Raw genomic sequence first — 24,467 nt, 5'->3', positions numbered from 1 at the left:
CGTCGGTCACCGTGTGCTCCTCTCCCCCGCCGCCGCGCGGCGCGGGCGGCCGTGGGGTACAACACTGCGGCCGGCCGACGCGTCACTCGTCTTTCGGGACTGCACCCTCTCGCATGGCCGCCCGCCCAGCACCGCGAAGGCGCTACCGTTCTCAGTACGCTCGGATAGACGGAGGAGCCATGACCACGGCGCACGACGAACAGCCGTCCGAACTCATTCCTCGACCGGACATGACCTTCCCGGCCTTGAGAGCGGCACTCGCCCGGGTAGCGCCGTCCCGTCTGGCCGAGTTCCAAGCGGACCGTGACATGGCCTTCACCGCTGCCACGCAGGACGGCTCGTTTCAGCCGATCCGGTTCTTCCAGATCAAGTGGGCCACCGAGATCGAAATCGAGCGGCGACCTTCCTTGGCAGCCCGCTACCAGGCGGCGCTGGACGCGGCCAACTCCCTCGACCGCGACGATCCGCGGTGGCGAGACGCCATGGACACTTGCCTGGCCCTCCACGACGAGGCCCGATCCGCAGTGACCGATGAGTGACGTCTGGGGTTGGGAATACGACCCCTCCCCTGAACACGTCATCGGCGGTGTTGACCATCTCGCCTTTGTCGCGAAGATCGAGGAGAGGGCTGACGAGCTCGTCCGTGCGGCGGCAGCCCTCTACCTGGACGGGACCAAGTACGAGGGCTCGTCGCCTCGAATGGAGCAGGAGATCATCCGGGGATACGGCATGTTCGTCTACCAAGTCGTCCCGCGTCACCAGCGGGTCTACATCCGCCAAGTAACGTTTTTGGCCTGACAGCGGCCATCTCGGGCCCAGCGTGGCTCGGTCACCTCACTCGTCCACCGCCTCCCACGCCACCCCGCCGTCCTCCGTCCGGCGGACGCGGCCGAAGGGGACGTCGGCGAAGTGGATGCCGAAGCCGAGGGTGTCGGGTTCGGTGAGGCGGGCGACGAGGTCGTGGCGGAAGGCGGCGGACTGCCGCTGGTCGTGGTCGACGACGGCGGACCATTCGGGGTGGGCGACCTGGAGCGGGGTGTGCAGCGCGTCGCCGAAGGCGATCAGGCCGCGGCCGCCGCCGGTGATGACGTAGGCGGCGTGGCCGACCGTGTGGCCGGGGGTGAACAGGGCCCGGACGCCCGGGAAGATCTCCTCGCCGTCGGCGACCGTGCGCACGTCGGTCGCTATGGCGGCGAGGGTCTCCTCCGGCACGCCGTGCTCCACGGCGAGGTGCCGCTCCGCCCACTCCGGCTCCGGGACCAGGTGGGTCACGCCCGCCGCGGTCAACTGGGCGGACCAGCCGATGTGGTCGCGGTGGAAGTGCGTGATCGCGACCGCTTCCAGGGCGGCGGGCGGACGGCCGAGGGCGGTGAGGTGGTCGAGGAGGGCGCCGCTCTCGATCCTCCCGACGGGGGTGCCGGGCGCGGCCGGCAGTGTGACCGGGCCGAAGCCGGCGTCGATCAGCAGGGCGCGGTCGCCGTGCTCCACCAGCAGGCCGCCCACGCCGGCCACCAGGTAGCCCTCGGCGTCGAGGTATTCGGGGTGGGCGTCCCACACCTCGTCCGCGGTGGCCGGGAGCCAGCCTCGCGGTGACAGCTGGACGACGCCGTCGGGCACGTAGGTCACCTTGGTGTCGCCGAGGTGGAGGGAGCGGAGGCCGGCGGGGCTGTTCAGACGCGTGCGAGTGTTCGTCATGGTGCGAACAACGGGCCGTCGGAGCGCGGCATTCCCGCGTTCCGACGGCCCGTCAGGAGGTCACTCCGGCCGCTTCAGGCGGCCACGGGCACTCCTCCCCCGACGACCGCCGCCGCCGGCTCCAGGGCCAGCTCCAGCACCTGCCGGACGTCCGACACCGCGTGGACCTCCAGCTTCTCCAGGACCTCGGCCGGGACGTCGTCGAGGTCGGGCTCGTTGCGCTTGGGGATGACGACGGTGGTGACGCCCGCCCGGTGCGCCGCCAGCAGCTTCTGCTTGACGCCGCCGATCGGCAGGACGCGCCCGGTCAGCGAGACCTCGCCGGTCATCGCGACGTCCGGGCGGACCCGGCGGCCGGAGAGCAGGGAGGCCAGGGCCGTCGTCATGGTGATGCCCGCGCTGGGGCCGTCCTTGGGAACGGCACCGGCCGGGACGTGCAGGTGGACGCCGCGCTCCTTGAAGTCGCCGACCGGAAGCTCCAGTTCCGCGCCGTGCGAGCGGAGGAAGGAGAGGGCGATCTGGGCGGACTCCTTCATGACGTCGCCGAGCTGGCCGGTGAGGGTCAGGCCGGCGGCGCCCGTCTCCGGGTCGGCGAGGGACGCCTCGACGAAGAGGACGTCGCCGCCCGCGCCGGTGACGGCCAGGCCGGTGGCCACGCCCGGGACGGACGTGCGCCGCTCGGCCGGGTCCTGGGCGGACTCGGGGGTGTGGTGCGGGCGGCCGATCAGCGGCCGCAGCTCGTCGGCGCCGATCGTGAACGGCAGTTCGCGCTCGCCGAGTTCGTGCTGGGCCGCGACCTTGCGGAGCAGCCTCGCCAGGTACCGCTCCAGCGTGCGGACGCCCGCCTCGCGGGTGTACTCGCCGGCGAGCCGGCGCAGCGCCGCGTCGTCCACCGTGACCTCGCCGGGCTCCAGCCCGGCCCGCTCCAGCTGCCGGGGCAGCAGGTGGTCGCGGGCGATGACGACCTTCTCGTCCTCGGTGTAGCCGTCGAGGCGGACGAGCTCCATCCGGTCGAGCAGGGGCTGCGGGATGGCCTCCAGGACGTTGGCGGTGGCGAGGAAGACCACGTCGGAGAGGTCGAGTTCGACCTCCAGGTAGTGGTCGCGGAAGGTGTGGTTCTGCGCGGGGTCGAGGACCTCCAGGAGGGCCGCGGCGGGGTCGCCGCGGAAGTCGGAGCCGACCTTGTCGATCTCGTCGAGGAGGACGACCGGGTTCATCGAGCCGGCCTCCTTGACGGCGCGCACGATGCGGCCGGGGAGCGCGCCGACGTACGTGCGCCGGTGGCCGCGGATCTCCGCCTCGTCGCGCACGCCGCCGAGCGCCACCCGGACGAACTCGCGCCCCATGGCCTTGGCGACACTCTCGCCGAGCGACGTCTTCCCGACACCGGGCGGGCCGACGAGCGCGAGCACCGCGCCCCCGCGCCGCCCGCCGACCACGCCCAGCCCCCGGTCGGCGCGCCGCTTGCGCACCGCCAGGTACTCGGTGATCCGCTCCTTGACGTCGTCCAGGCCCGCGTGGTCCGCGTCGAGCACGGCCCGGGCGCCCGGGATGTCGTAGGCGTCCTCCGTGTGCTTCGTCCAGGGCATCTCCAGGACGGTGTCGAGCCAGGTGCGGATCCAGCCGCTCTCGGGGCTCTGGTCGGAGGCCCGTTCCAGCTTGTCGACCTCCTTCAGGGCCGCCTCGCGGACCTTCTCCGGCAGGTCGGCGGCCTCCACCCGGGCGCGGTAGTCGTCGGACTCCCCGCCCGCGTCCCCGTTGAGCTCGGCCAGCTCCTTGCGGACGGCCTCCAGCTGGCGGCGGAGCAGGAACTCGCGCTGCTGCTTGTCGACGCCCTCCTGGACGTCCTTGGCGATGGACTCGGCGACGTCCTGCTCGGCGAGGTGGTCGCCGAGCCGCTTCACGGCGAGCTTCAGCCGCGCGACCGGGTCGGCGGTCTCCAGCAGCTCGACGCGCTGGGCGACGGTGAGGAAGGGCGAGTAGCCGGAGTTGTCGGCGAGCTGGGCGACGTCGTCGATCTGCTGGACGCGGTCGACGACCTGCCAGGCGCCACGCTTGCGGAGCCAGCTGGTGGCGAGCGCCTTGTACTCCTTCATCAGCTCGGTGACGGCCCCCGGCAGCGGGTCGGGGGCGGTCTCCTCGACGACCGTGCCCTCCACCCAGAGCGCGGCACCGGGCCCGGTCGTCCCGGCCCCGATCCGCACCCGGCGGACACCGCGGATGAGCGCGCCCGGATCCCCGTCGGAGAGCCGGCCGACCTGCTCCACCGTGCCCAGGGTGCCGGTGCCGGCGTAGGTGCCGTCCACCCGTGGGACGAGCAGCACGCGCGGCTTGCCGCTCCCCTGCGCCGCGGCCTGCGCCGCCTCGACGGCCGCGCGCACCTCGGAGTCGGTCAGGTCCAACGGGACCACCATTCCCGGCAGGACCACCTCGTCGTCGAGCGGCAGCACGGGCAGGGTCAGCGTCGTGACGGCGTTGCTGTCAGCGGCCTCAGCAGCCATGATCTCCCCTTCGGCAGGCAAGTTGAGCTATGTGGACTCAATGTCCTTGCGCGGGGAGATGTTCCCGACGGCGTGTTCGCCGTGAGCGATCAGGCGGGACTTGGCCCCGGAGCGCCCGCCCCCCCCTCAGTGCCCCACCCGCCGCGCGGTCCGGCCCGGGCGGGCCGTTCGGCCGCCGTGGCCCGGGAAGGCGCGGCGGTAGTCCGTGGGGGTGATGCCGAAGTGCAGGGTGAAGTGGCGGCGCAGGTTGGCGGCCGTGCCCAGGCCGCTGAGTTCGCCGACGCGTTCCACGGGGAGGGCGGTGGACTTCAGGAGGGACTGGGCACGGGACAGGCGCTGGGAGAGGAGCCACTGGAGGGGGGTGGTGCCGGTGGCGGCCTGGAGGCGGCGGAAGAAGGTGCGGGGGCTCATGCCGGCGCGGGAGGCCAGGTCGTCGACGGTGAGGGGCTGGTCGAGCCGTTCGGTGGCCCACTGGAGGACGGGGGCCAGACCGTCGTCGCCCGTCTCGGGGACGGAGACCTCGACGAACTGGGCCTGCCCGCCGGGGCGGTGAGCCGGGACGACGAGCCGCCGGGCGAGCTGGTTGGCGACGTGCGCGCCCAGGTCACGGCGGACGAGGTGGAGGCACAGGTCGAGGCCGGCCGTGACGCCGGCGCTGGTGAGGACCGAACCGTCGTCCACGTAGAGCACCGAGTCGTCCACCTCCACCTCCGGGTGGCGGCGGGCCAGGGCCTCGGTGTGCATCCAGTGGGCGGTCGCCCGGCGGCCGTCGAGGATTCCGGCGGCGGCCAGGGCGAAGGCTCCGGCGCACAGGGAGACCATGCGCGCGCCTCGGTCGGCGGCGCGCCGGAGCGCGCGGAGGAGTTCGTCCGGCAGCTCGCGCTCCCCGTCGACGCACGCCTCGGGGACGGACGGGATGATCACGGTGTCGGCGCCGTCCAGCCCCTCCAGCCCGTAGGGAGTGCGCAGGGTGAAGCCGAGCGGGCCGGGCGGCGGCTGCTCCGGGGACGGACCGGCGGCGCAGAGGCGCAGGTCGTACCAGGGGTCGGCGAGGTCCGGATGCGGGATGCCGAAGACGGTGCAGACCACCCCCAGCTCGTAAAGGTCCCAGTACGGGATGTCGTCGTCGATCACTGCCACGGCCACGGAACCAGCGCTCATGCCGGGGAGCCTACTGGCAGGAATTTTGCGGATGCGGTCAGTCCTGCCACTGTCGGGGCCGCGCGGGTGCTGGAAACGTAGGGGCCAGACGAGAGCACGCCCTTTCACGTCCCTCTCGATTCCCTCCCAAATCCTTTTCGCATTCCAGCACTTCCGTATGAAACGGGTGACTTTTCCATGAGCACGAAGGTGACCGTCCTCGGTCTGGGCTCGATGGGCACCGCGCTGGCCGGTGCGTTCCTGGCGGCCGGCCACCGCACGACCGTCTGGAACCGCACGGCCGGCAAGGCCGCCGCCCTGGTGGAGAAGGGCGCCGCCGAGGCGCCGGACGCCGCCGCGGCCGTGGCGGCGAGCCCGCTGGTGGTCGTCTGCCTGGCCACCTACGACACCGTCCACGAGGTCCTGGACCCGCTGGCCGGCGACCTGGCCGGACGGACCGTCGTCAACCTCACCTCCGGCACCCCGGAGCAGGCCGCCGAGGCGGCCCGCCGGGCCGGTGAGCACGGCTTCCGCTACCTCGACGGCGCGATCATGACGACGCCGCCCGGTGTCGGCAACCCCGACTTCATGTTCCTCTACAGCGGCTCCCCGGAGGCCCTCACCGAGCACCGCACGACACTCGCCGCCCTCGGCGACCCGGTGGACCTGGGCACCGACGTCACCCTGGCCTCCCTCTACGACACCGCGCTGCTCGGCCTGATGTGGTCCACGCTCGCCGGCTGGGCGCACGGCGTGGCGCTCGTCGGGACGGACGGCGAGGGCGAGGCCGCCGCCTTCACCGCGGTCGCCGGCCGCTGGATGCGGGCCGTCGAGTTCTTCATGAACACGTACGCCCCGCAGGCCGACGCCCGCGGCTACCCGGGCGACGACGCCACGCTCGACGTGCACCTCGCGGCCATCGAGCACCTCGTGCACACCAGCGAGGCGCGCGGGGTGGCCTCCGGTCTGCCCGAGCTGTTCCAGGGCCTGGTCAAGCGGGGCGTCGACGCCGGTCACGGCGGCGACAGCTGGGGCCGGCTGGTCGAGCTGGTCCGGGCGGAGGGACGCGCGTGAGCCCTGTGACGACGACGGGCACGGCCGCCGCCCCCGACTGGGCCGCCCTGGTCACCGAGGCCGCCGGGCGGACCACCGCCTTCCTCGACGGCCTGGCCCCGGACGCGGACTGGTCTCGGCGGGCCGGACGGCCGGAGTGGTCCTGCCACGCGACGCTGGACCACCTGGCCCTGGGCGTCACCGGGTACGCGGGGCTGCTCACCGCCAGGCCGCGGGACCGCTACATCACGCTGTTCGCCTCGCTCGACCCGCGGGCCCCGGTCTCAGCCCGCCTGGAGGGCATCCGCGTCGCGGCGTCGTTCCTCACCGCCGCCGTCCGCGCCGCCGCGCCCGAGGACCGGGCCTGGCACCCCTGGGGCCACTCCGACGGGCCCGGCTTCGCCGCCATGGGCGTGGTGGAGACCGTCGTCCACACCCACGACATCGCCGCCGGCCTGGGCGTCGACTGGACCCCGCCGGACGAGCTCGCCGGCCCCGCCCTCGCCCGGCTGTTCCCCGGCGTCCCGCACGAGGACGAGCCCGGCCGGGCCCTGCTCCGCGCCACCGGACGGATCGCGCGGCCCGGGGAGGAGCACGTCGCCGAGTGGAGCTGGGACGGCGGCGTCCGCTGAGTTCGTGCCGGACGGGGCGCGTGTACCGTCCGATGCGTCCGCTGAGTTCGTGCGGGACGGGGCGCGTGTACCGTCCGCCGAGCCCGCACCGGAGGAGGCGCGCGTACCACCTGAGCCCGTACCGTCCGCTGGGCCCGCGCCGGATAGGACACCGGTGCCGGTCGGGGCACCTGCGGCGGTCGGGAAGCCCGTGCCGGTCGGGACATCCGCGACGGTCGGGGCACCCGCGCCCGCCGGAACCTCTGCGACGGTCAGGACACCCGTGCCCGTCGGGACACCCGCGCCCGTCGAAAGGCCCACCAGGCCGCCCGTACCGGCGACGACCGGGACAGTGGTACCGGCCGGAGCCACGGCGACAGCCGGTGCGGGTCGGAGGGGAGCCCCCGCGGCCGGTGCCGCGTCGCGGACGTCGCCGCGCAGCAGCAGCTCACAGGCGGCACCGGCCAGCAGGGCGATCGGATGTCCCCAACTGGCCAGCGGATCCGCGAGTTCGACCAGGTCCTGGGCGCACATCAGGGAAGCGGCGCCCAGCAGCCCCCACTTCCAGGGCGGGCGCTGGAGGGTCGCCAGCGCGCCGAGGCAGGCCATCAGGCCGAAGCTGATGCCGTAGTCGAGCCGGTGCAGCGAGTCGGCCGGGAGCCGGCCCGCGGCGACCGCGCCGGCCACCGGCAGCTCGGTCGCCAGGGTCGCCAGCACATGGCCCAGTAGGAAGACGCCGGCCGTGCGCAGCCCGCCCACCCGCCGTTCCAGCGCGCCGAGCACCGGCGCGAACGCCCAGCCGAAGAAGGACCAGAGCCCGCCGGCGACCCACAGGGCGCTGGCGAACAGGACGACCAGCGGCCGGTCGGCCAGGTGGGCCGCGTCGGTGCTGGAGTCGCGGAGCAGCCGGTTGACGGTCGACTCGTCGCCGAGCTCGGCGTAGACCGCGGTGCCGAGCAGGACGAGGCCGTAGCAGAAGGTGAAGGGCGTGGCCCGGGGGGTGGGGACCAGCTGCCGCAGCCCGTGGAACCGGGCTCTGAGCGGGCGCGCCGGCCGCCGTCCGGCGGCGGGGCCGTCGGCCGGCGCGGGGGCGCTCGCCTCGGCGGGATCAGCGGCGGTCACTCGGCCGGGCTCCCTTCCGTCGTCGTGCCCGGGGCGTGCCCGGGCCTTCCCGGGACGCTCCGGACGGCCCGCCCGGCGGCGGGCCGCAGTAGAACAGTACGGGCCCCGGCGTCCGCCGGACCCGTCTTCGGTCCGTGAACAAGGCCACGCCTGTCAACCTCTTAACCTTCGGATGCGTCCGTCGAACATCAACGGTCTCCGGAGGTCTCCCGTGCCCGTCCCGTATGTCCCGAACGATCCCGCGGCCCCACTGACCACAGCCACCACAGCGACCACCCTCGACCGCCGCGACGGCCCCTACGGCGAGGTCGTCCTGCGGCGGCGCGGCGCGGCGGAGGGGGCGCCGCCGGTGTACGAGATCATCGCGAACGGCTGCTTCCTGATGGACACTTCGGACGGCCGCTCCGAGCGGCTGCTGGTGGAGGCCGCGCTGAAGGCGCTGCCGGCCGGGCGGCCGGAGCCGGCGGTGCTGATCGGCGGCCTGGGCGTGGGCTTCTCGCTGGCGCACGCCGCGGCGGAGCCGCGCTGGGGCCGGATCACAGTGGTGGAGCGGGAGCGGGCGGTGGTCGACTGGCACCGCGCGGGCCCGCTGTCCGCCGTCTCCGGCGCGGCGCTCGCCGATCCGCGCGTACGGATCGTCGAGGCGGACCTCCTCGCGTACCTGGACGCCCCGGTCCCCGCCCCCGACTACGACGCGATCTGCCTCGACATCGACAACGGCCCCGACTGGACCGTCACCGATGACAACAAGGGCCTCTACTCCCCCACCGGCCTCGCCGCCTGCCGTGCCCGGCTGCGCCCCGGCGGGGTGCTCGCGGTGTGGTCCGCACAGCCGTCCGAACGGTTCGAGGAAGCCCTCCGGAATGCCGGGTTCGCCGGGGTAACCACCGAAGAGATCATCGTTGCCCGAGGCGTCCCCGACGTCGTCCACCTCGCCGTCCTCGCCGCGTAGCCGTCCCCCGCCACCTGCCCGTACCCTGCTTGCCACAGTGGGAGGACCGGCACCGGAAGACGCTGGGGACGACGGCTAGGGGCGGGGCACATGGAGCAGACACACACGGGCCCGAGCGGCGCCGCAGCCTCCGCCGGGGCGCAGCGGCGGGTACTGATCGTCGAGGACGACCGGACCATCGCCGACGCCATCGCGGCACGGCTGCGGGCCGAGGGGTTCCAGGTGCGGATCGCGGGCGACGGACCCGCGGCCGTGGACACCACCGAGGCGTGGCAGCCGGACCTGCTGGTGCTGGACGTGATGCTGCCGGGCTACGACGGCCTGGAGGTGTGCCGGCGCGTCCAGGCCCGCCGCCCGGTGCCGGTGCTGATGCTCACCGCGCGCGACGACGAGACCGACATGCTGGTCGGCCTGGGCGTCGGCGCGGACGACTACATGACCAAGCCGTTCTCCATGCGCGAGCTGGCGGCGCGGGTGCACGTCCTGCTGCGCCGGGTGGAGCGGGCGACGCTGGCCGCGCACACCCCGCGCAGCGGGATCCTGCGGCTGGGCGAGCTGGAGATCGACCACGCGCAGCGCCGGGTGCGGGTGCGCGGCGGGGACGTCCACCTGACGCCGACCGAGTTCGACCTGCTGGTCTGCCTGGCGAACACCCCGCGCGCCGTCCTCTCCCGGGAGCAGTTGCTGGCCGAGGTGTGGGACTGGGCGGACGCCTCGGGCACCCGGACCGTCGACAGCCACATCAAGGCGCTGCGGCGCAAGATCGGCGCGGAGCGGATCCGGACGGTGCACGGTGTGGGGTACGCCCTGGAGACCCCGGCGGCATGACCACGGGCAGACGCGGCATGACCGCGGGCGGCCGCAGCGTGTCCACGGGTGGCCGCCGCATATCCACGGGTGGCCGCCGCGTGTCCGCGGATGGGCACGTCATGGCCGCGGGCGGACGCGTCTCTGCCGAGGGCGGGCGCCTCACGGCCCCGGGCGGACGCGTCACGGCCCCGAGCGGACGCCTCACGGCCCCGGGCGCGAGGGACGCGGACGCGAGATGACCGGCTGTCCGCGGCCGGGCCTGCTGAGCCGCGCCTGGGAGGCGCTGCGCCCGCTGGATCCCTACCGGTCGGTCAAGGCCGCGCTCGGCTGGCTGGTGGTCGGCTCCGTGGTGATCACGACGTTCCTGGTGTTCGTCGCGTTCCGGTCGGCGACCGGTCTCCGCGTCATCACCGTCTTCTCGATCATCGCCTCGCTGCTGATCACCCAGTTCGTGGCGCACGGCCTGACCGCGCCGCTGGACGAGATGACCGAGGTCACCCGGGCGATGGCGCAGGGTGACTACACCCGGCGGGTGCGGGACGGGCGGCGGGACGAGTTCGGCGACCTGGCGCACGCCTTCAACCGGATGGCGGCCGACCTGGAGGCGGTGGACACCCACCGCAAGGAGCTGGTCGCCAACGTCTCGCACGAGCTGCGCACCCCGATCGCCGGACTGCGGGCAGTGCTGGAGAACGTGGTGGACGGCGTCTCGGCCGCCGATCCGGAGACCATGCGGGCTGCCCTCCAGCAGACCGAACGGCTGGGGCGGCTGGTGGAGCAGTTACTCGATCTGTCCCGGCTCGACAACGGTGTCGTGCCGCTGCACGCGCGCGGCTTCGAGGTCTGGCCGTACCTGGCGCAGGTGCTGAAGGAGACCAGCATCGCCTGCGGCACCGGCACCGCGCCCCGGGCCGCCCGCAAGGACGTCCACCTGCACCTGGACGTCTCGCCGCCCGACCTGACCGCCCACGCGGACGCGGAGCGGCTGCACCAGGTGGTCGCCAACCTGGTGGAGAACGCCGTCCGGCACAGCCCCCCGCACGGCAGGGTGACGGTCCGGGCGCGGCGCGGCGAGGGGCCGCAGTCGCTGGACCTGGAGGTGCTGGACGAGGGCCCGGGCATCCCGCCGGCCGAGCGGCACCGGGTCTTCGAGCGGTTCAACCGGGGCGGCTCCGGGCAGCACGGGCCGGGCAGCGACGGGGGGACGGGGCTGGGGCTCGCCATCGCCCGCTGGGCGGTCGACCTGCACGGCGGCAGCATCGGCGTGGCCGAATCCCCCGGGGCTGCCGGATCCGGGTCACTCTTCCAGGACGAGCCTCGTGATCCGAGTTGACGTAGGGTCGAAGGCGGAAGCACACGTTCATACGGATGTGGGGCACCATTCCGCGTACCCACGGAGGGGTCGGAGGCAGCCGGGGAGTGCGAAACCTCGGGTGTTTCCCGCCAAGTCATGCCCTGAAACACGGGAGCGAGTGTGACTTGCGCGACGACTGGCCCCGGTGGCCTGCATCAGGGCAGCGGACAGGCGTAGCCTTTATTCCCGCTGTCCACCACCTTAGGAAGCGGAAGAGGGCGGTTGCCGCCGTGTCGCCACAGTCCCCGAACACCTCGAGCACTTCGACCGACCAAGACGGGCAGGGCAAGAGTCCTGCTGATGTGTTCGGTCCAAATGAGTGGCTCGTCGACGAGATCTACCAGCAGTACCTCCAGGACCCGAACTCGGTCGACCGAGCCTGGTGGGACTTCTTCGCCGACTACAAGCCGGGCAAGGACGCTAATGCGCCGGCCGTGCAGCAGGGGGTGACCGGGGGTACGGCTCCCGCCGCCCCGGCCGCTCCCCCGCAGCCGCCCGCGGCCCCCGCCGCGGCCCAGCCCGCCGCGCCCGCGCAGGCCCCGGCCGCTCCGGCGCAGGCCGCCCCGGCCGCTCCCGCCGCGAAGCCGGCGTCCGCGCCCGCCAAGCCGGCCGCCGCGAAGCCCGCGGCCAAGCCCGCCGCGGCTCCCGCGACCGAGGCTCCGGCCGGCCCGGAGTACGTGACGCTGCGCGGCCCCTCCGCCGCGGTCGCCAAGAACATGAACGCCTCGCTGGAGCTGCCGACGGCCACCTCCGTCCGCGCCGTCCCGGTGAAGCTGCTGTTCGACCAGCGCATCGTCATCAACAACCACCTCAAGCGCGCCCGCGGTGGCAAGGTCTCCTTCACGCACCTCATCGGCTACGCCATGGTGCAGGCGCTGAAGCTGATGCCGTCGATGAACTACTCCTTCACGGAGAAGGACGGCAAGCCCACCCTCGTCAAGCCCGAGCACGTCAACCTGGGCCTGGCGATCGACCTGGTGAAGCCGAACGGCGACCGCCAGCTCGTGGTGGCGGCCATCAAGAAGGCCGAGACGCTCAACTTCTTCGAGTTCTGGCAGGCGTACGAGGACATCGTCCGCCGCGCCCGGGTCGGCAAGCTGACGATGGAGGACTTCACCGGGGTCACCGCGTCGCTCACCAACCCCGGCGGCATCGGCACCGTGCACTCCGTGCCGCGCCTGATGCCCGGCCAGGGCCTCATCCTCGGCGTGGGCGCGATGGACTACCCCGCCGAGTTCCAGGGCACCTCGCAGGACGCCCTGAACAAGATGGGCATCTCGAAGGTCATGACCCTGACCTCGACGTACGACCACCGCGTGATCCAGGGCGCCGCCTCCGGCGAGTTCCTCCGGATCATGAACCAGCTGCTGCTGGGCGAGAACGGGTTCTACGACGAGATCTTCGAGGCGCTGCGCATCCCCTACGAGCCGGTCCGCTGGCTCAAGGACATCGACGCCTCGCACGACGACGACGTCACCAAGGCCGCCCGCGTCTTCGAGCTGATCCACGCGTACCGGGTGCGCGGCCACGTCATGGCCGACACCGACCCGCTGGAGTACCGCCAGCGCAAGCACCCCGACCTGGACATCACCGAGCACGGCCTCACCCTGTGGGACCTGGAGCGCGACTTCGCGGTCGGCGGTTTCGCCGGCAAGTCGATGATGAAGCTGCGCGACATCCTGGGCGTGCTGCGCGACTCGTACTGCCGCACCACCGGCATCGAGTTCATGCACATCCAGGACCCCAAGCAGCGCAAGTGGATCCAGGACCGGGTCGAGCGCGGCCACTCCAAGCCGGAGCGCGAGGAGCAGCTGCGGATCCTCCGCCGCCTGAACGCGGCCGAGGCGTTCGAGACGTTCCTGCAGACCAAGTACGTCGGCCAGAAGCGGTTCTCGCTGGAGGGCGGCGAGTCCGTCATCCCGCTGCTCGACGCGGTGCTGGACGCGGCCGCCGAGGCCCGCCTCGACGAGGCCGTCATCGGCATGGCCCACCGCGGCCGGCTCAACGTGCTGGCCAACATCGTCGGCAAGTCCTACGCGCAGATCTTCCGGGAGTTCGAGGGCAACCTCGACCCGAAGTCGATGCACGGCTCCGGCGACGTCAAGTACCACCTGGGCGCCGAGGGCACCTTCACCGGCCTGGACGGCGAGCAGATCAAGGTCTCGCTGGCCGCCAACCCGTCCCACCTGGAGACGGTCGACCCGGTCGTCGAGGGCATCTCCCGCGCCAAGCAGGACATCATCGGCAAGGCGGGCACGGACTTCACCGTCCTGCCGGTCCAGCTGCACGGCGACGCGGCCTTCGCGGGCCAGGGCGTCGTGGCCGAGACCCTCAACATGTCGCAGCTGCGCGGCTACCGCACCGGCGGCACCGTGCACATCGTCATCAACAACCAGGTCGGCTTCACCGCGCCGCCGGAGTCCTCGCGCTCGTCGATGTACTGCACCGACGTCGCCCGGATGATCGAGGCGCCGATCTTCCACGTGAACGGTGACGACCCGGAGGCGGTCGTCCGCGTTGCCCGTCTGGCCTTCGAGTTCCGCCAGGCGTTCAACAAGGACGTCGTCATCGACCTGATCTGCTACCGGCGCCGGGGCCACAACGAGGCCGACAACCCCTCGTTCACCCAGCCGCTGATGTACGACCTGATCGACAAGAAGCGCTCGGTGCGCAAGCTCTACACCGAGTCGCTGATCGGCCGGGGCGACATCACCCTGGAGGAGGCCGAGCAGGCCCTGCAGGACTACCAGGGCCAGCTGGAGAAGGTCTTCACCGAGGTCCGCGAGGCCACCTCGGCGCCCGCGTCGGCCGAGGTCCCGGCCCCGCAGGCCGAGTTCCCGGTCCCGGTGAACACCGCGATCTCCCAGGAGGTCGTCAAGCGGATCGCCGAGTCCCAGGTCAACCTGCCGGACAACGTCACCGTCCACCCGCGTCTGCTGCCCCAGCTGCAGCGCCGCGCGGCCAGCGTCGAGGACGGCACGATCGACTGGGCCATGGGCGAGACCCTCGCCTTCGGCTCCCTCCTCATGGAGGGCACCCCGGTCCGCCTCTCCGGCCAGGACTCCCGCCGCGGCACCTTCGGCCAGCGCCACGCGGTGCTCGTCGACCGCGAAACCGGCGAGGACTACACCCCGCTGCTCTACCTCTCCGAGGACCAGGCGCGCTTCAACGTCTACGACTCGCTGCTCAGCGAGTACGCGGCGATGGGCTTCGAGTACGGCTACTCGCTGGCCCGCCCGGACGCGCTCGTCCTGTGGGAGGCGCAGTTCGGCGACTTCGCCAACGGCGCGCAGAACATCGTGGACGAGTTCATCTCGTCGAGCGAGCAGAAGTGGGGCCAGACGTCCGGCGTCACCCTGCTCCTCCCGCACGGCTACGAGGGCCAGGGCCCGGACCACTCCTCGGCCCGGATCGAGCGCTACCTCCAGCTCTGCGCCCAGAACAACATGACGGTCGCCATGCCGACGCTGCCGTCGAACTACTTCCACCTCCTGCGCTGGCAGGTCCACAACCCGCACCACAAGCCGCTCATCGTCTTCACCCCGAAGTCGATGCTGCGCCTGAAGGCCGCGGCGTCCAAGGCGGAGGAGTTCACCACCGGCGGCTTCCGCCCGGTGATCGGCGACGCCACGGTGAACGCGGCCGACGTCCGCAAGGTCGTCTTCTGCTCCGGCAAGGTCTACTACGACCTGGAGGCCGAGCGGCAGAAGCGCGGTGCCACGGACACCGCCCTCATCCGCATCGAGCGCCTGTACCCGCTGCCGGGTGCCGAGCTCCAGGCGGAGATCGCCAAGTTCCCCAACGCCGAGAAGTACATCTGGGCCCAGGAGGAGCCGGCGAACCAGGGCGCGTGGCCGTTCATCGCGCTGAACCTGATCGACCACCTCGACCTGGCGGTCGGCGCGGACATCCCGGCCCGCGAGCGCCTGCGCCGCGTCTCCCGCCCGCACTCCTCCTCCCCGGCGGTCGGCTCGGCCAAGCGCCACCAGGCGGAGCAGGCGGCGCTGGTCGCGGAGGTCTTCGACAGCTGATCCGCGGATCCGTCCGACGCACAACGGGCCGGGGCCCGTACCGCTTACCTTGGCGGTACGGGCCCCGGCCCGTTCGGCAACCGGACCACCGGGTCGACCGGTCCGGGCGGTGAACCTCAGTGAACGGTCCAGGACCGGAGCTCTCGGGCCACCCGGGCGACGCCGACTGTTCCGGCGGCTGCCTCCCGGACGAGTGCGACAGCCTCTTTGGGCCGGTACTCCAGCCTGTGCCCGTTGAGGGCGAGGAAGGCCTCGGTGGCATGCCAGGCGAAGCGGTCGTTGGAATGCTCCAGGCAGGGCATCCGCACGAGGCTCACCAGAAGCGCGCCCGCCTTGAGGTGGAGGGAGCCGTAGACGTCCCGGTCCATCGCTCTGGCGTACATGCGGGCGACGGCTCCGAACAGCGGCCCGTAGTCGTCGACCTGGGGATCACCCGGCAGGAGCTCCGCCGCGTGGAGCAGAAAGGGGACGTCGATCCGCAGCGGCTGCTGCTCGTCGCTCACGCCGCGCGCCCCGGCTCCGTGCGCTCCAGACCGGCCCGGGCCCCCTCTTCGGCGGAACGCCACTCGGGAGAGGGGTCGCACACGGCGGGCTCCCCGGCGAAGGCGTCGCCGCTCCGGGACATCGAGTCCCGGAACGCCTCGAGGAACCTGGCCTCGATCGCCGTCGCCCGCTCGTAGGCGGCCGAGAGGATGTACTCCTGCATGCTGACGCCGGCTTCCTTGGCGGCAGCCTCGATGGTCCTGCGCTGCTCGGGGTCCGGGAAACGCAGGCTCATGGCTTTGGGTTCAGGCATGGTATCCACGGTATCAGCAGTACCACCCGGCTGGGGCAACCGGCGGTGTCCCCCTACCCCAGATACGGCTCGAAGTCCCAGTAGGGCCGCGTCCGCTGCCGGGCCGACAGAGCGTGCGGGTGCTGGGCGCCCAGGGTGCGGGCCAGGCGTTGGAGGGCGTCCTCCTCGACCTTTTCCGCTTCCTCGTGCTCCCTCAGCGCCCGCAGGTCCGCCGCCAGGGCGACTTCGCAGGAGAGGGTGAAGGGGTGGTCGTGGCCGAGGGCGGTGCGGGCTCGGCGGAGGGTGTCGCGGCTGAGGTCGGTGGCGCTTTCCAGGCGGCCGGTGAAGTTGCGGCCGGCGGCGGCGTTGAGGGCGCAGCCGAGGACCCAGGGGTGGTCGGGGCCGAGGGAGGCGGCCAGGCCCGCGTAGGCGGACTCGAACATGGTGAGGGCCTCGGCGCGTTCGCCGGCGGCCTGGAGGACGAGGCCGGTGTTGGAGAGCATGCCGGTGCTGATGGGGTGGGCGGGGCCGAGGAGGGTGCGGAAGCCGCTCTCGCCCTCCTCGATGAGCTCGCGGGCCTGCCGGAGGTCGCCGTGCTCGCGGGCGTAGTTGCCGAAGTCCACGACGAGGCCCATGGTGGCGTAGTGTCGGCGGCCGTGGACCTGTTCCATCTGTTCGAGGAGACTGGCCATGGCCCCGGTGAGGTCCTGCGGTGAGCCGGCGCGGCGCTGGCAGAGGAGCAGGTTGTGGCGGGCGCGCAGGGTCTGCGGGTGGTTGGCGCCGAGGACCTGGATGTGCAGCCGCATGCCGAGCTCCTGGCGGGCCAGCGCGTCGCCGTAGCGGCCCATCAGGCGCAGGTCGCGGGCGCAGGCGATGCCGGAGACCAGGGTGGCGGCGTGCCGGGCGCGGAGCTGGTTCTCGCGGGCGCGCAGGGTCTCCAGGTCGATGTCGTACGCCTCGGAGTAGCGGCCGAGCAGGCGGAGGCCGACGCCGAGGTTGTGCTGGGCGAGGAGGGTGGTGTAGTCGTCGGGGCCGAGCAGTTCGAGGGCCGTGTTGAGGACTTCGCGCTGCATCTGGAGGGCCTCGGTGTACTGGCCGAGGAAGCGCTGGTCGGCGGCGAGGCAGCTGGTGGCCGTCATCAGGCTGCCGGCGTCGGTGTCCGGGAGGGCGCGCAGCCGTTCCAGGGACTCCCGGTCGAGCTCGTAGGCGGCCCGGAACAGCCCGTGGGCGCGCAGGATGTTGCCCTGCTGGGTGGTGAGTTCGACCATCCGGGGTGCTCGGGCGGGAACATCTCGGACCACTGGGTGCGGATCTGCTCCGCCAGTTCGACACCGGTGCGGAACTCGCCGCTGTGCATGCAGTAGCGCAGCAGGTTGAGGACGGTCTCCTGGACGCGGTAGTCGTGGCTGCCGAGCGCGCCGGAGGGCTCCAGGTGCGGCAGGAGTTCCGCGTAGCGCGGCCAGAGCCGGCTGTCCTGGGGGTTGCCCGGGTCGGCGGCGGCGATCATGCGGCGGACGATGCGGCGGTGCAGCTGCCGTTCCTCGTGCGAGGTGAGGCGGGCGACGATGTCGTGGACCAGCCGGTGCATGTGCACCGACTCCTGCTCGGGGCCGGGCTCGTGCGCCTGGGTGGTGCGCAGGTCGCGGGACTCGCGGGTGAACACCGAGTAGTTGACCAGGGTGTCCAGCGCCCGCGTCCAGCTGGGCAGGTCGGAGACGAGCCAGCCGAGGCTGTCGGGCAGCTGGGCGGGCGGCATGACGCGGATGAGACCGATCGGGATCCGCCCGGCCCCGAACGACGTGCAGAGGGTGAGCAGTTCGACGGCGTGGGGCTGGGTCTCGCGGAGCCGGTTGATCAGTATCGACCAGGAGGTGATCATCGAGGTGGGGATGCCGTCGTACTCGCCGCGGTCGGCCAGGCCGGCCACCTCGCCGTCCCTGACCATCCGCAGGTAGTCGGAGACCTCCATGTCGGACTCGCCGAGCCAGGCGGCGGCCTGGACCAGGGCGATGGGCACGTCGCCGAGCTCGGAGGCGACGGCGTCCGCCTGCTCGGCGGAGAGCCGGGGGGCGCGGCGCATCAGATAGCCGGTGCTCTCGTGCCGCTGGAAGCCCGGTACGTCGACGGTGGCGCCGTACCGGTCCCAGCTGCGGTTGCGCGAGGTGATCAGGACGTGCCCCTGGCCCCAGGGCAGGATCTCGTCGACGAGGTCGGTGTCGTCCCAGCCGTCGAAGATGATCAGCCAGTTCTTGTAGGGCTCGCCGCGGCGCAGCGCCTCGCGCAGCGCGCGGATGCGCTCGCCGGGCTCGGAGCCGACGTCGAGCTGCAGTTCGGGGGCGAGCTCGCCGAACCGCTCGCGCTGGGTGCCGCGGGTATCGGAGTTGACCCACCAGACGACGTCGTAGTCGGAGCTGAACCGGTGCGCGTACTCGGCGGCCATCTGTGTCTTGCCGATGCCGGACATGCCGACCAGGGCGCAGACGGCGGTGCCGCGGTCGGCGTCCATCAACTGCTCCTGGACCTGGTTGAGCAGGTCGTCGCGGCCGGTGAAGCGGCGGTTGCGGCGGGGGACGTCGCCCCAGACGGCCGGGGGGTCGTTGGGGTAGCGGGTGCCGGGGCCGGGCGGGAGCGGGCGCCGGGGCGGCCCCTCGGGCAGCTGGAGGCGGGCGAGGAGCCGGCGCTCGGCCTCCGGCGCGCCGACGCCCCAGAGGTCGGCCGGCTCCAGGACGGCGGTGGCGGGGAGGAGCGCCCGGTTGGTGAGGTTGACGGCGGCGAACCGGTCGACGTTGTCGGCGACGACGCCGCGCAGGGCCTCGTTCCACTCGTCCTCGCGGCGCGGGCCCAGCTCGAAGAACCAGTCGCTGAGCACCAGCAGGATCCGGCCGCTGGCCAGCAGCAGGTCGCCCAGCGCGGCCTCCAGGGGGACCTCGCGGGGCGGGTCCCAGCGCTGGAGGGTCGTCCGGTGGCCGTGGCTCTCCAGCCGGTGGGAGATCCAGGTCGCCCAGGGCCGGTAGAAGCCGGCGAAGACGATGGTGAAGTGCTCGCCGACCCGGTCCTGCGCACCGGTGCCGGCCTGATACCGCTGCGTGTTCATGCGCGTCCCTCGTTCCTTCGCACCGCGTGGTCCGGGCGGCCGCCCGGAGGTCCGGTGCGGCGGCATCATCACTGTACGTCATCACATGATGACGCACCGGCGACGCCGGACGCCATGCGCCCGGTTCGTCCCAGACTCAGGAGGAGCCGTTCCATGCCCGTGGCGAACTCCCGGCCCGCGGGAGTCAGTTCACTGGATTCAAGCAGGATGGGGACCGCTTCCGCGACCTGTCGGCGGTACGAATCGCGACGGGCCCGCGCCTCCTCGCGCACCGCGCCGGGAACGGCGGTCCCGTTGGCGGCCCGGTCCCAGAACTCGGCGAGGGCCAGGTGCGCGTAGGTGCCCTGGAACACGCCGGCGAGCGGACGGGGGTCGGGCCGCCAGGCCACCCGGTGCACGGCCGCGGGACCGGCGTCGTGCAGCGGGACGAGGTCGTGCAGGACGGCCAGTTTGGTGTGCTGGGTCTCGTGGACGAGCACCTCGGCCAGGTCGGCGGCGGTATGCGGCAGGGTGGCCAGTATGGCGCCGGGGGCCGCCCGGACGGTGGCGCTCACCTCGGCGCCCCCGCCGTCCGCCGGGCGGGCGACGGGCACCAGGCAGCGCAGCAGCGCGGTGGTCTCGGCGGCCCGCTGCGGGTCGGTGGCGCGCAGCAGGCCGAGGGCGGCGCGCCAGCGGCGGGTCCAGGGCCGGCCGGCGCCCGCGGTGCGGCCGGAGGGCGGTAGGGCGGCCCGGCCCACGCCGGCGGCGGGGGCGCGGTAGGGGTCGAGGTCGTCGAGGACGGCACCGCCGCCGGGCAGCCTGCGCAGGCCGTGCCAGCCCGCCCCTGCGCCGGTGACCCGGCGGGCGCCGCGCAGCAGCACCGGCCCGGGGCGGTGTTCCGCTCCGGGCCAGGTGAGGCGGGCGGTACGGGCCCGGGCGGTGAGCCGGACGACGGGGGCGCCTGCCTCCAGCAGGCCGATGCCGGGGAGGGCCAGCGTCCCTCCGGGCGCAGCGAGTTCGGCGGTGAAGGCGGCGCCGGAGCGGAGTGCCGCGGCGGCGGCGACGGACCCGAAGTGCTCCAGCTCGGCGGCGAGGGGGGCGCCTTGGGGCGCGGCCAGGGCGCGGGCCAGCCAGTTGCCGACGGAGGGGTAGTCGAGGGTGTCGCGCACCGCAGGCGCGTACCGCGCTTCCGCGCGCTCCATCAGGCTCCAGTGCGCCTCGAACCGCTCCCGCGCGGCGGCGGGCACGGCGCGCGGATCCCGTTCCAGGCGCGTCAGCAGGGACTTGAGGAGGACGAGGCGTCTGCTGTGCAGGGCGTGCAGGAGGAGGGCGAGGTCATCGTCCGTGGCCCGGGTGCGCGCGAGCCGCTCCAGCGCGTCCGGCGCCACGAGCCGGACGGCGGGCGGCAGGGGGGTGGCGGGAGGGATGACGGCGGGGGGACGGGGGGAGCCGGCGACCGGGACGGCGTCAGGGGCCTGGGGGTGCCGGAAGGCGGGGTGGCGTGGGGAGTTCGGGCGGCGTCAGGGGTCCGGCCGCCGCCGGCCGGAGTGGTCTCGGCGGGCCGGGCGGTGTCGTCGGGCCGGGCGACGTCGGTGGCCCAAGCCGCCTCGTCAGCCCGGGCGACGTCGGCCCGCGCCGCGTCCGGGCACGGCCGTACGGACACCGGCGCCCGCGCGCCCGCCCCGCGCCCCGAACTCCCCCGGGGCGCGGCGGCCGTCCGTGCGGCGGCTCCGCCGCCGGGTCCCCGGCCTGTTCTCCGCTCGTCACGCGCCCGCCCCGGCCGCCTCCTCCACCGGCTCCCGCAAGCGACCCCCTTGGTGGCCGCTGGAGTACCAGGTCTCGTCCAGCTCCGCGGGCCGCCGGAGCGTGCTGTCGACGGCGGCGGCCAGACCGGGATCCCGCAGGCCGCGCAGGCCGCGCAGGCCGACGCCGCGGAGGTCGGGCAGCGGCGGCGCCGCTCCCGCTCCGCGCGCGGGGTCCGACGCGGTGGCGTTCCTGTGCTTGGGCACCCTCTGCTCCTCCCTGCCATGGTTCCTGCCGCCGCTCCCGCCGGACGTCCGGTCGGCGGCCCCCTCGCGGCTGCTCGGTTCTTCCCATGCGCCGTAATCCGGAAACCCGTTCGGACCGCGGGCGGTCACCCGCCGGAAAGGCGGGCGACGCTTTCCCGGGTGGCCGCGACCTCCTCCCAGGGGACGTCCGCCAGCCGGGCGGTGAGGTCGCGCCACTCCCCCGCCGCGGCCCGGTACGCGGCCAGCGCCTGCCGGCGCAGCCCCATCCGCTCCAGGGCCTCGCCGTAACGGTGTGAGGCGCGGGCGGCGACGACGGAACCGGGCTCGTCCCCGCCGCCGCGGCGCGCCTGTTCGGCCGCGGCGGCGAACGCGTCGGCCGCGTCGGTCAGCGGCAGGCCGGGCGAGCGCTCGCGCAGGGCGAGCCGCGCGGTGCCCAGCTCCAGCCACGCCTCCGCGCGGGTGTCGCCGTCCGCGGCCCGGCGGGCGGCCTGTTCCAGCAGGTGGCAGCTCTCGTAGAGGTCGGGCAGGAAGCCGAGCCGGCCGTAGCGCAGCACCAGGGCGCGCCCGAGCAGCAGTTGGAGGCGCGGGCGGCGCGGCGAGCGCCCGGGGCTCACGGCGTACGCCTCGCGCAGGACCGCCTCCGCGCGGGAGACCGTCCCGGCGTCCCCCGCCGGCCCGGCCGCCTCGGCCCGCCGGAGGAGCGACTCGCCCCACTCGGTGAGCAGTTGGCAGCGGCGCGGGCTGTCGCGGCCGGTGAGGGCGACGGCGGCGGTGTACGCCTCGTCGGCCCGCGGCCCGTCGCCCGCGTCGGTGTGCACCCGGGCGCGTTCGAGGTGGGCGTACAGCGACTGGAGTCCGTCCGCGGCGGCCTCGGCGGCCCGGTCGAGGACGGCGAGCGTGCCGGTGGCGGGTTCGCCGGCCAGCCGCAGGGCCCGGCCCAGGTCCAGCAGGGCGGCGCAGCGCCGTCCGTCCGGCGCGTCCTCGGCCTCCAGCAGCTCGCAGGCGGCGCGGAGTTCGACGGCGGCCTCGGCGGCGCGCGGGATCCTCGACTCGGTGCCGGACTCGGCGAGGGCGAGCAGGACCCGGCCCAGGCGCAGCCGGCGGTCGGTCCGGGCGGGCAGGGCCCGCAGGACCGTCTCGGCGGCCACGAGGTCGGCGCGGTCGGCGGATTCGGCACGGTCGAGGTCGGACCGCCAGCGGGCCCAGTGGGCGGCGGCGAGTTCGAGGCCGGTGGCGGTGTGCGCGTCGGTGCCGGCGGCGGTGCGTTCCCCGGTGCCGGGGGGCGTGTGCGCGTGGGCCTCGGCGAGCAGGGCGACGGCCCGGTCCAGCAGCTCGCGGCGGCCGGCCGGATCGTCGCGGACGGCCTCGGTGCCGGCCAGGGCCAGCAGGACGCCGCCGAGCACGAAGCGGGCGCGGACCGCCTCGTCGCGGCCGTCGCCGGTGAGCCCGGCGAGGGGGGCCGCCGCCAGGGGGGCGACGAGGCCGCGCGCCTCGTGGAGCAGCGCGGAGTCGCCCTGGTCGTGCCAGAGCCGGAGCAGGCCCGCCGCCTCGCCGACCGGCCCGGTCTCCGGGGGCGTCGGCCGGTACCAGCGCACGACCCGGGCCGGGACCCGGGCGAACAGCTCGGGTTCGGAGCCGGAGGAGCCGGAAGCGCCGGAGGGGTCGGAAGGGTCGGAGGAGTCCGCGGTGCCGGGGTCGTCGGCGCCGGTGCCGGGCAGCGGGTGGCCGCGCAGCCGCGCCACGGCGAGGGCGGAGAAGTTGCGGGCGCTCCGGCCGAAGTGCCGTTCCACGTAGTCGGAGCAGTGCTTGAGCACCAGCGTGGCCTCGTCCACGCCGAGGGACTGGAGCAGCAACTCCCGGACGCCGTCGGCGAACTCGTACCAGGGGCCGGTGGCCGCGTCCGGGCCCGCCGGGGCGGGGACCCGCCAGAGCAGCCCGCCGAGCAGCACCTCGGCCAGCTCCATGGCGCCGGTGTCGGGCAGCATCGCCCGCTGCACCATCTGCATCACGGGCAACGCCAGGGGGACGGCGGCGAAGTGCGTCGCCAGGCGCAGGGCGCCGGGCGAGGCCGTGGCGCGGAACGCCGCCAGCCGGGCGTCGGCCGTCAGGTTCTCGCGTTCCTCCGGGGGCGGCGGCGCCGACGCCGGGTGCTCCGGGAGCACCCAGCCGGCCGCGCCGTGCACGGTCGTCCGCCCGGGGCCGGACAGCAGCCGGGCCCACGCGCCCAGCGCCTCACGGACGGGCAGCAGGACGGGCACGGGCAGCGCGCCCGGCGGGGGCGGCGGGCCGAAGGCGTCCGGCTCGAAGCCCAGCCGGCCGCCCGACAGAGGGCCGCGGGTGAGCGTCCCGCCTTCGGCGGGCAGCGCGGTACGCGGCCAGAGCCGGGGCGGCAGCGGCTGGACGACGGCGAGCGGCGCGGTCGCGGACCAGCGGTGCAGCAGCCGCTGGGCGCGCCCCTCCTGCCACAGAGGGCCTACGCAGTCACTGATGACCAGGGTGAGCCGGCGGCCGGAAGGGTCGAGGAACTGGTCGGCGGGGCGCGGGCGCTGCCGGGACGATCCGGGGGCGCCGCCGGCCGCCGAGGTGGCGATCACGGGCGTGCCGTCGGGCGCCCGGTGCAGATACCGCACCCGGACGTCCCGGAAGACGCCCAACTGCGAACACGTCTGCTCCATTTCGTCCAGCATCCGCTCCCAGACGACCATGGAGGCGGAGGTGTCCATCAGCAACTGCATGGCTGCCGCCTGCCGTTCGCCCCGGCGGTAGGCGGGGTGCACGACGCCCGTGCGGGCGGCGTGGTCGGCGGTGGCTTCCTCGTCCAGCGGCCCGCGCGGGGGCGCGGCGAGCGACCGGTAGCCGCGCAGCGGACGCAGGGCCCGCTGCAGGTCCAGCAGACCGGGCAGGGAGGCGGCGCAGGGCACCCGGACGGGGAACGTCCGCTCGACGGCGTCGGCGGCGCGGGCCGGACCCGTGCCCCGGCCACCCGCCGCAGCGGTCTCACCCGCCCCACGCGCCCCGCGGCCGTCGACGCGCACGCCGACGGCACCCTCGGGCGCCGGCTCCCCGCCGCCCGCGGAGGGCAGCCGGGGCGCGTCCGGGACCCGGGCGCGGTCCGTGAGCCCGGACCGCCGTCCGGCCGCGGCACCGGCCGTCCCGCCGTCGGTCTCACCGGCCGCCGGCCGCTCGGCGCCCGCCCCGGGCGGGGTGGGCGCCCCGGGGCCCGGGTTCATCCGGCCGGCCAGCCACACCGCGTCGGCTATCTCCTCGGCGGTCACGTCCTGGGAGGTGGCCCGCAACCGGCCGACCAGCTCCTCCAGCCACGGCTCGGGGGGCGCCGTCAT

15 protein-coding genes and 3 pseudogenes are annotated in these 24,467 nt (G+C 74.2%); 8 read left to right on the top strand and 10 right to left on the bottom strand.

The genetic code is table 11. The features are described 5' to 3' along the window. The first annotated feature begins 179 nt into the window (after window positions 1-179). A complete protein-coding gene (locus ACQEVS_RS22820; RefSeq protein ID WP_433023188.1) occupies window positions 180-539 on the top strand; it encodes a hypothetical protein in 360 nt (119 codons plus the stop codon). After that, window positions 532-798 (top strand): hypothetical protein, encoded by a 267-nt coding sequence (locus tag ACQEVS_RS22815; protein WP_433023186.1) that lies wholly within the window; start codon window positions 532-534, stop codon window positions 796-798. The genes ACQEVS_RS22820 and ACQEVS_RS22815 overlap by 8 nt, the downstream gene beginning before the upstream one ends. 36 nt (window positions 799-834) lie before the next feature. Here the strand turns inward: ACQEVS_RS22815 and ACQEVS_RS22810 are convergent, their stop codons facing one another. The 3 genes from ACQEVS_RS22810 to ACQEVS_RS22800 all read right to left on the bottom strand — a co-directional run bounded on the left by ACQEVS_RS22810 (window position 835) and on the right by ACQEVS_RS22800 (window position 5,357). Further along, window positions 835-1,695 (bottom strand): MBL fold metallo-hydrolase, encoded by an 861-nt coding sequence (locus ACQEVS_RS22810; protein ID WP_433023184.1) that lies wholly within the window; start codon window positions 1,693-1,695, stop codon window positions 835-837. 74 nt (window positions 1,696-1,769) lie between these two features. Then, window positions 1,770-4,196 carry an endopeptidase La gene (gene lon / locus ACQEVS_RS22805; RefSeq protein ID WP_433023182.1) on the bottom strand — a complete coding sequence of 809 codons (2,427 nt, stop codon included), beginning with the start codon at window positions 4,194-4,196 and terminating at the stop codon, window positions 1,770-1,772. Between the two features lie 126 nt (window positions 4,197-4,322). After that, complete coding sequence (locus ACQEVS_RS22800; protein WP_433023180.1) at window positions 4,323-5,357, bottom strand: helix-turn-helix domain-containing protein; 1,035 nt, start codon at window positions 5,355-5,357, stop codon at window positions 4,323-4,325. A 177-nt stretch (window positions 5,358-5,534) separates the two neighbouring features. On the opposite strand from ACQEVS_RS22800, the gene ACQEVS_RS22795 reads away from it, so the two are divergent. Next, window positions 5,535-6,410 (top strand): NAD(P)-dependent oxidoreductase, encoded by an 876-nt coding sequence (locus ACQEVS_RS22795; protein WP_433023178.1) that lies wholly within the window; start codon window positions 5,535-5,537, stop codon window positions 6,408-6,410. Continuing rightward, window positions 6,407-7,021 (top strand): maleylpyruvate isomerase N-terminal domain-containing protein, encoded by a 615-nt coding sequence (locus ACQEVS_RS22790; RefSeq protein ID WP_433023176.1) that lies wholly within the window; start codon window positions 6,407-6,409, stop codon window positions 7,019-7,021. The genes ACQEVS_RS22795 and ACQEVS_RS22790 overlap by 4 nt, the downstream gene beginning before the upstream one ends. Before the next feature lie 468 nt (window positions 7,022-7,489). On the opposite strand, the pseudogene ACQEVS_RS22785 reads toward ACQEVS_RS22790, so the two are convergent. Continuing rightward, a pseudogene (locus ACQEVS_RS22785) lies at window positions 7,490-8,122 on the bottom strand (rhomboid-like protein); the annotation flags it as partial. 211 nt (window positions 8,123-8,333) lie between these two features. On the opposite strand from ACQEVS_RS22785, the gene ACQEVS_RS22780 reads away from it, so the two are divergent. The 4 genes and pseudogenes from ACQEVS_RS22780 (at window position 8,334) to ACQEVS_RS22765 (ending at window position 15,269) form a co-directional block, all read left to right on the top strand. Beyond that, window positions 8,334-9,074 carry a spermidine synthase gene (locus tag ACQEVS_RS22780; RefSeq protein ID WP_433023174.1) on the top strand — a complete coding sequence of 247 codons (741 nt, stop codon included), beginning with the start codon at window positions 8,334-8,336 and terminating at the stop codon, window positions 9,072-9,074. 90 nt (window positions 9,075-9,164) lie between these two features. Then, window positions 9,165-9,902, top strand: a complete 738-nt coding sequence (locus ACQEVS_RS22775) for a response regulator transcription factor (RefSeq protein ID WP_433023172.1) — start codon at window positions 9,165-9,167, stop codon at window positions 9,900-9,902. A gap of 217 nt (window positions 9,903-10,119) precedes the next feature. Further along, window positions 10,120-11,207: pseudogene (locus ACQEVS_RS22770) on the top strand (sensor histidine kinase). A 261-nt stretch (window positions 11,208-11,468) separates the two neighbouring features. After that, window positions 11,469-15,269 carry a multifunctional oxoglutarate decarboxylase/oxoglutarate dehydrogenase thiamine pyrophosphate-binding subunit/dihydrolipoyllysine-residue succinyltransferase subunit gene (locus ACQEVS_RS22765; RefSeq protein WP_433023170.1) on the top strand — a complete coding sequence of 1,267 codons (3,801 nt, stop codon included), beginning with the start codon at window positions 11,469-11,471 and terminating at the stop codon, window positions 15,267-15,269. A gap of 116 nt (window positions 15,270-15,385) precedes the next feature. Here ACQEVS_RS22765 and ACQEVS_RS22760 read toward each other — a convergent pair whose 3' ends face one another. The 6 genes and pseudogenes from ACQEVS_RS22760 to ACQEVS_RS22735 form a co-directional block, all read right to left on the bottom strand. Further along, on the bottom strand, window positions 15,386-15,772 hold the full coding sequence (locus ACQEVS_RS22760; RefSeq protein WP_433023168.1) for a fic family toxin-antitoxin system, toxin component: 387 nt from the start codon (window positions 15,770-15,772) through the stop codon (window positions 15,386-15,388). After that, window positions 15,769-16,065 (bottom strand): DUF1778 domain-containing protein, encoded by a 297-nt coding sequence (locus tag ACQEVS_RS22755; protein WP_433023166.1) that lies wholly within the window; start codon window positions 16,063-16,065, stop codon window positions 15,769-15,771. The genes ACQEVS_RS22760 and ACQEVS_RS22755 overlap by 4 nt, the downstream gene beginning before the upstream one ends. 53 nt (window positions 16,066-16,118) lie before the next feature. Then, a pseudogene (gene fxsT / locus ACQEVS_RS22750) lies at window positions 16,119-19,138 on the bottom strand (FxSxx-COOH system tetratricopeptide repeat protein). A gap of 68 nt (window positions 19,139-19,206) precedes the next feature. Beyond that, window positions 19,207-20,505 carry an aKG-HExxH-type peptide beta-hydroxylase gene (locus ACQEVS_RS22745; RefSeq protein ID WP_433023164.1) on the bottom strand — a complete coding sequence of 433 codons (1,299 nt, stop codon included), beginning with the start codon at window positions 20,503-20,505 and terminating at the stop codon, window positions 19,207-19,209. A gap of 375 nt (window positions 20,506-20,880) precedes the next feature. After that, window positions 20,881-21,126: a hypothetical protein gene (locus ACQEVS_RS22740; RefSeq protein ID WP_433023162.1), complete on the bottom strand. Its 246-nt coding sequence runs from the start codon at window positions 21,124-21,126 to the stop codon at window positions 20,881-20,883. A 125-nt stretch (window positions 21,127-21,251) separates the two neighbouring features. Continuing rightward, a complete protein-coding gene (locus ACQEVS_RS22735; RefSeq protein ID WP_433023160.1) occupies window positions 21,252-24,467 on the bottom strand; it encodes an SAV_2336 N-terminal domain-related protein in 3,216 nt (1,071 codons plus the stop codon).

Source organism: Streptomyces sp. CA-181903, from assembly GCF_050937075.1.
In the GTDB taxonomy this organism is placed as follows: domain Bacteria; phylum Actinomycetota; class Actinomycetes; order Streptomycetales; family Streptomycetaceae; genus Streptomyces.
The sequence above is the reverse complement of the archived record's forward strand: the minus strand, read 5'-3'. Positions and strand labels throughout refer to the sequence as shown.

What these genes read in the sequence shown, in the direction of transcription:
- ACQEVS_RS22755 (WP_433023166.1), bottom strand. Translation starts at nt 16,065, where the DNA reads ATGCCTGAACCCAAAGCCATGAGCCTGCGTTTCCCGGACCCCGAGCAG.
- ACQEVS_RS22795 (WP_433023178.1), top strand. Translation starts at nt 5,535, where the DNA reads ATGAGCACGAAGGTGACCGTCCTCGGTCTGGGCTCGATGGGCACCGCG.
- ACQEVS_RS22800 (WP_433023180.1), bottom strand. Translation starts at nt 5,357, where the DNA reads ATGAGCGCTGGTTCCGTGGCCGTGGCAGTGATCGACGACGACATCCCG.
- ACQEVS_RS22775 (WP_433023172.1), top strand. Translation starts at nt 9,165, where the DNA reads ATGGAGCAGACACACACGGGCCCGAGCGGCGCCGCAGCCTCCGCCGGG.
- ACQEVS_RS22815 (WP_433023186.1), top strand. Translation starts at nt 532, where the DNA reads ATGAGTGACGTCTGGGGTTGGGAATACGACCCCTCCCCTGAACACGTC.
- lon (WP_433023182.1), bottom strand. Translation starts at nt 4,196, where the DNA reads ATGGCTGCTGAGGCCGCTGACAGCAACGCCGTCACGACGCTGACCCTG.
- ACQEVS_RS22820 (WP_433023188.1), top strand. Translation starts at nt 180, where the DNA reads ATGACCACGGCGCACGACGAACAGCCGTCCGAACTCATTCCTCGACCG.
- ACQEVS_RS22735 (WP_433023160.1), bottom strand. Translation starts at nt 24,467, where the DNA reads ATGACGGCGCCCCCCGAGCCGTGGCTGGAGGAGCTGGTCGGCCGGTTG.
- ACQEVS_RS22810 (WP_433023184.1), bottom strand. Translation starts at nt 1,695, where the DNA reads ATGACGAACACTCGCACGCGTCTGAACAGCCCCGCCGGCCTCCGCTCC.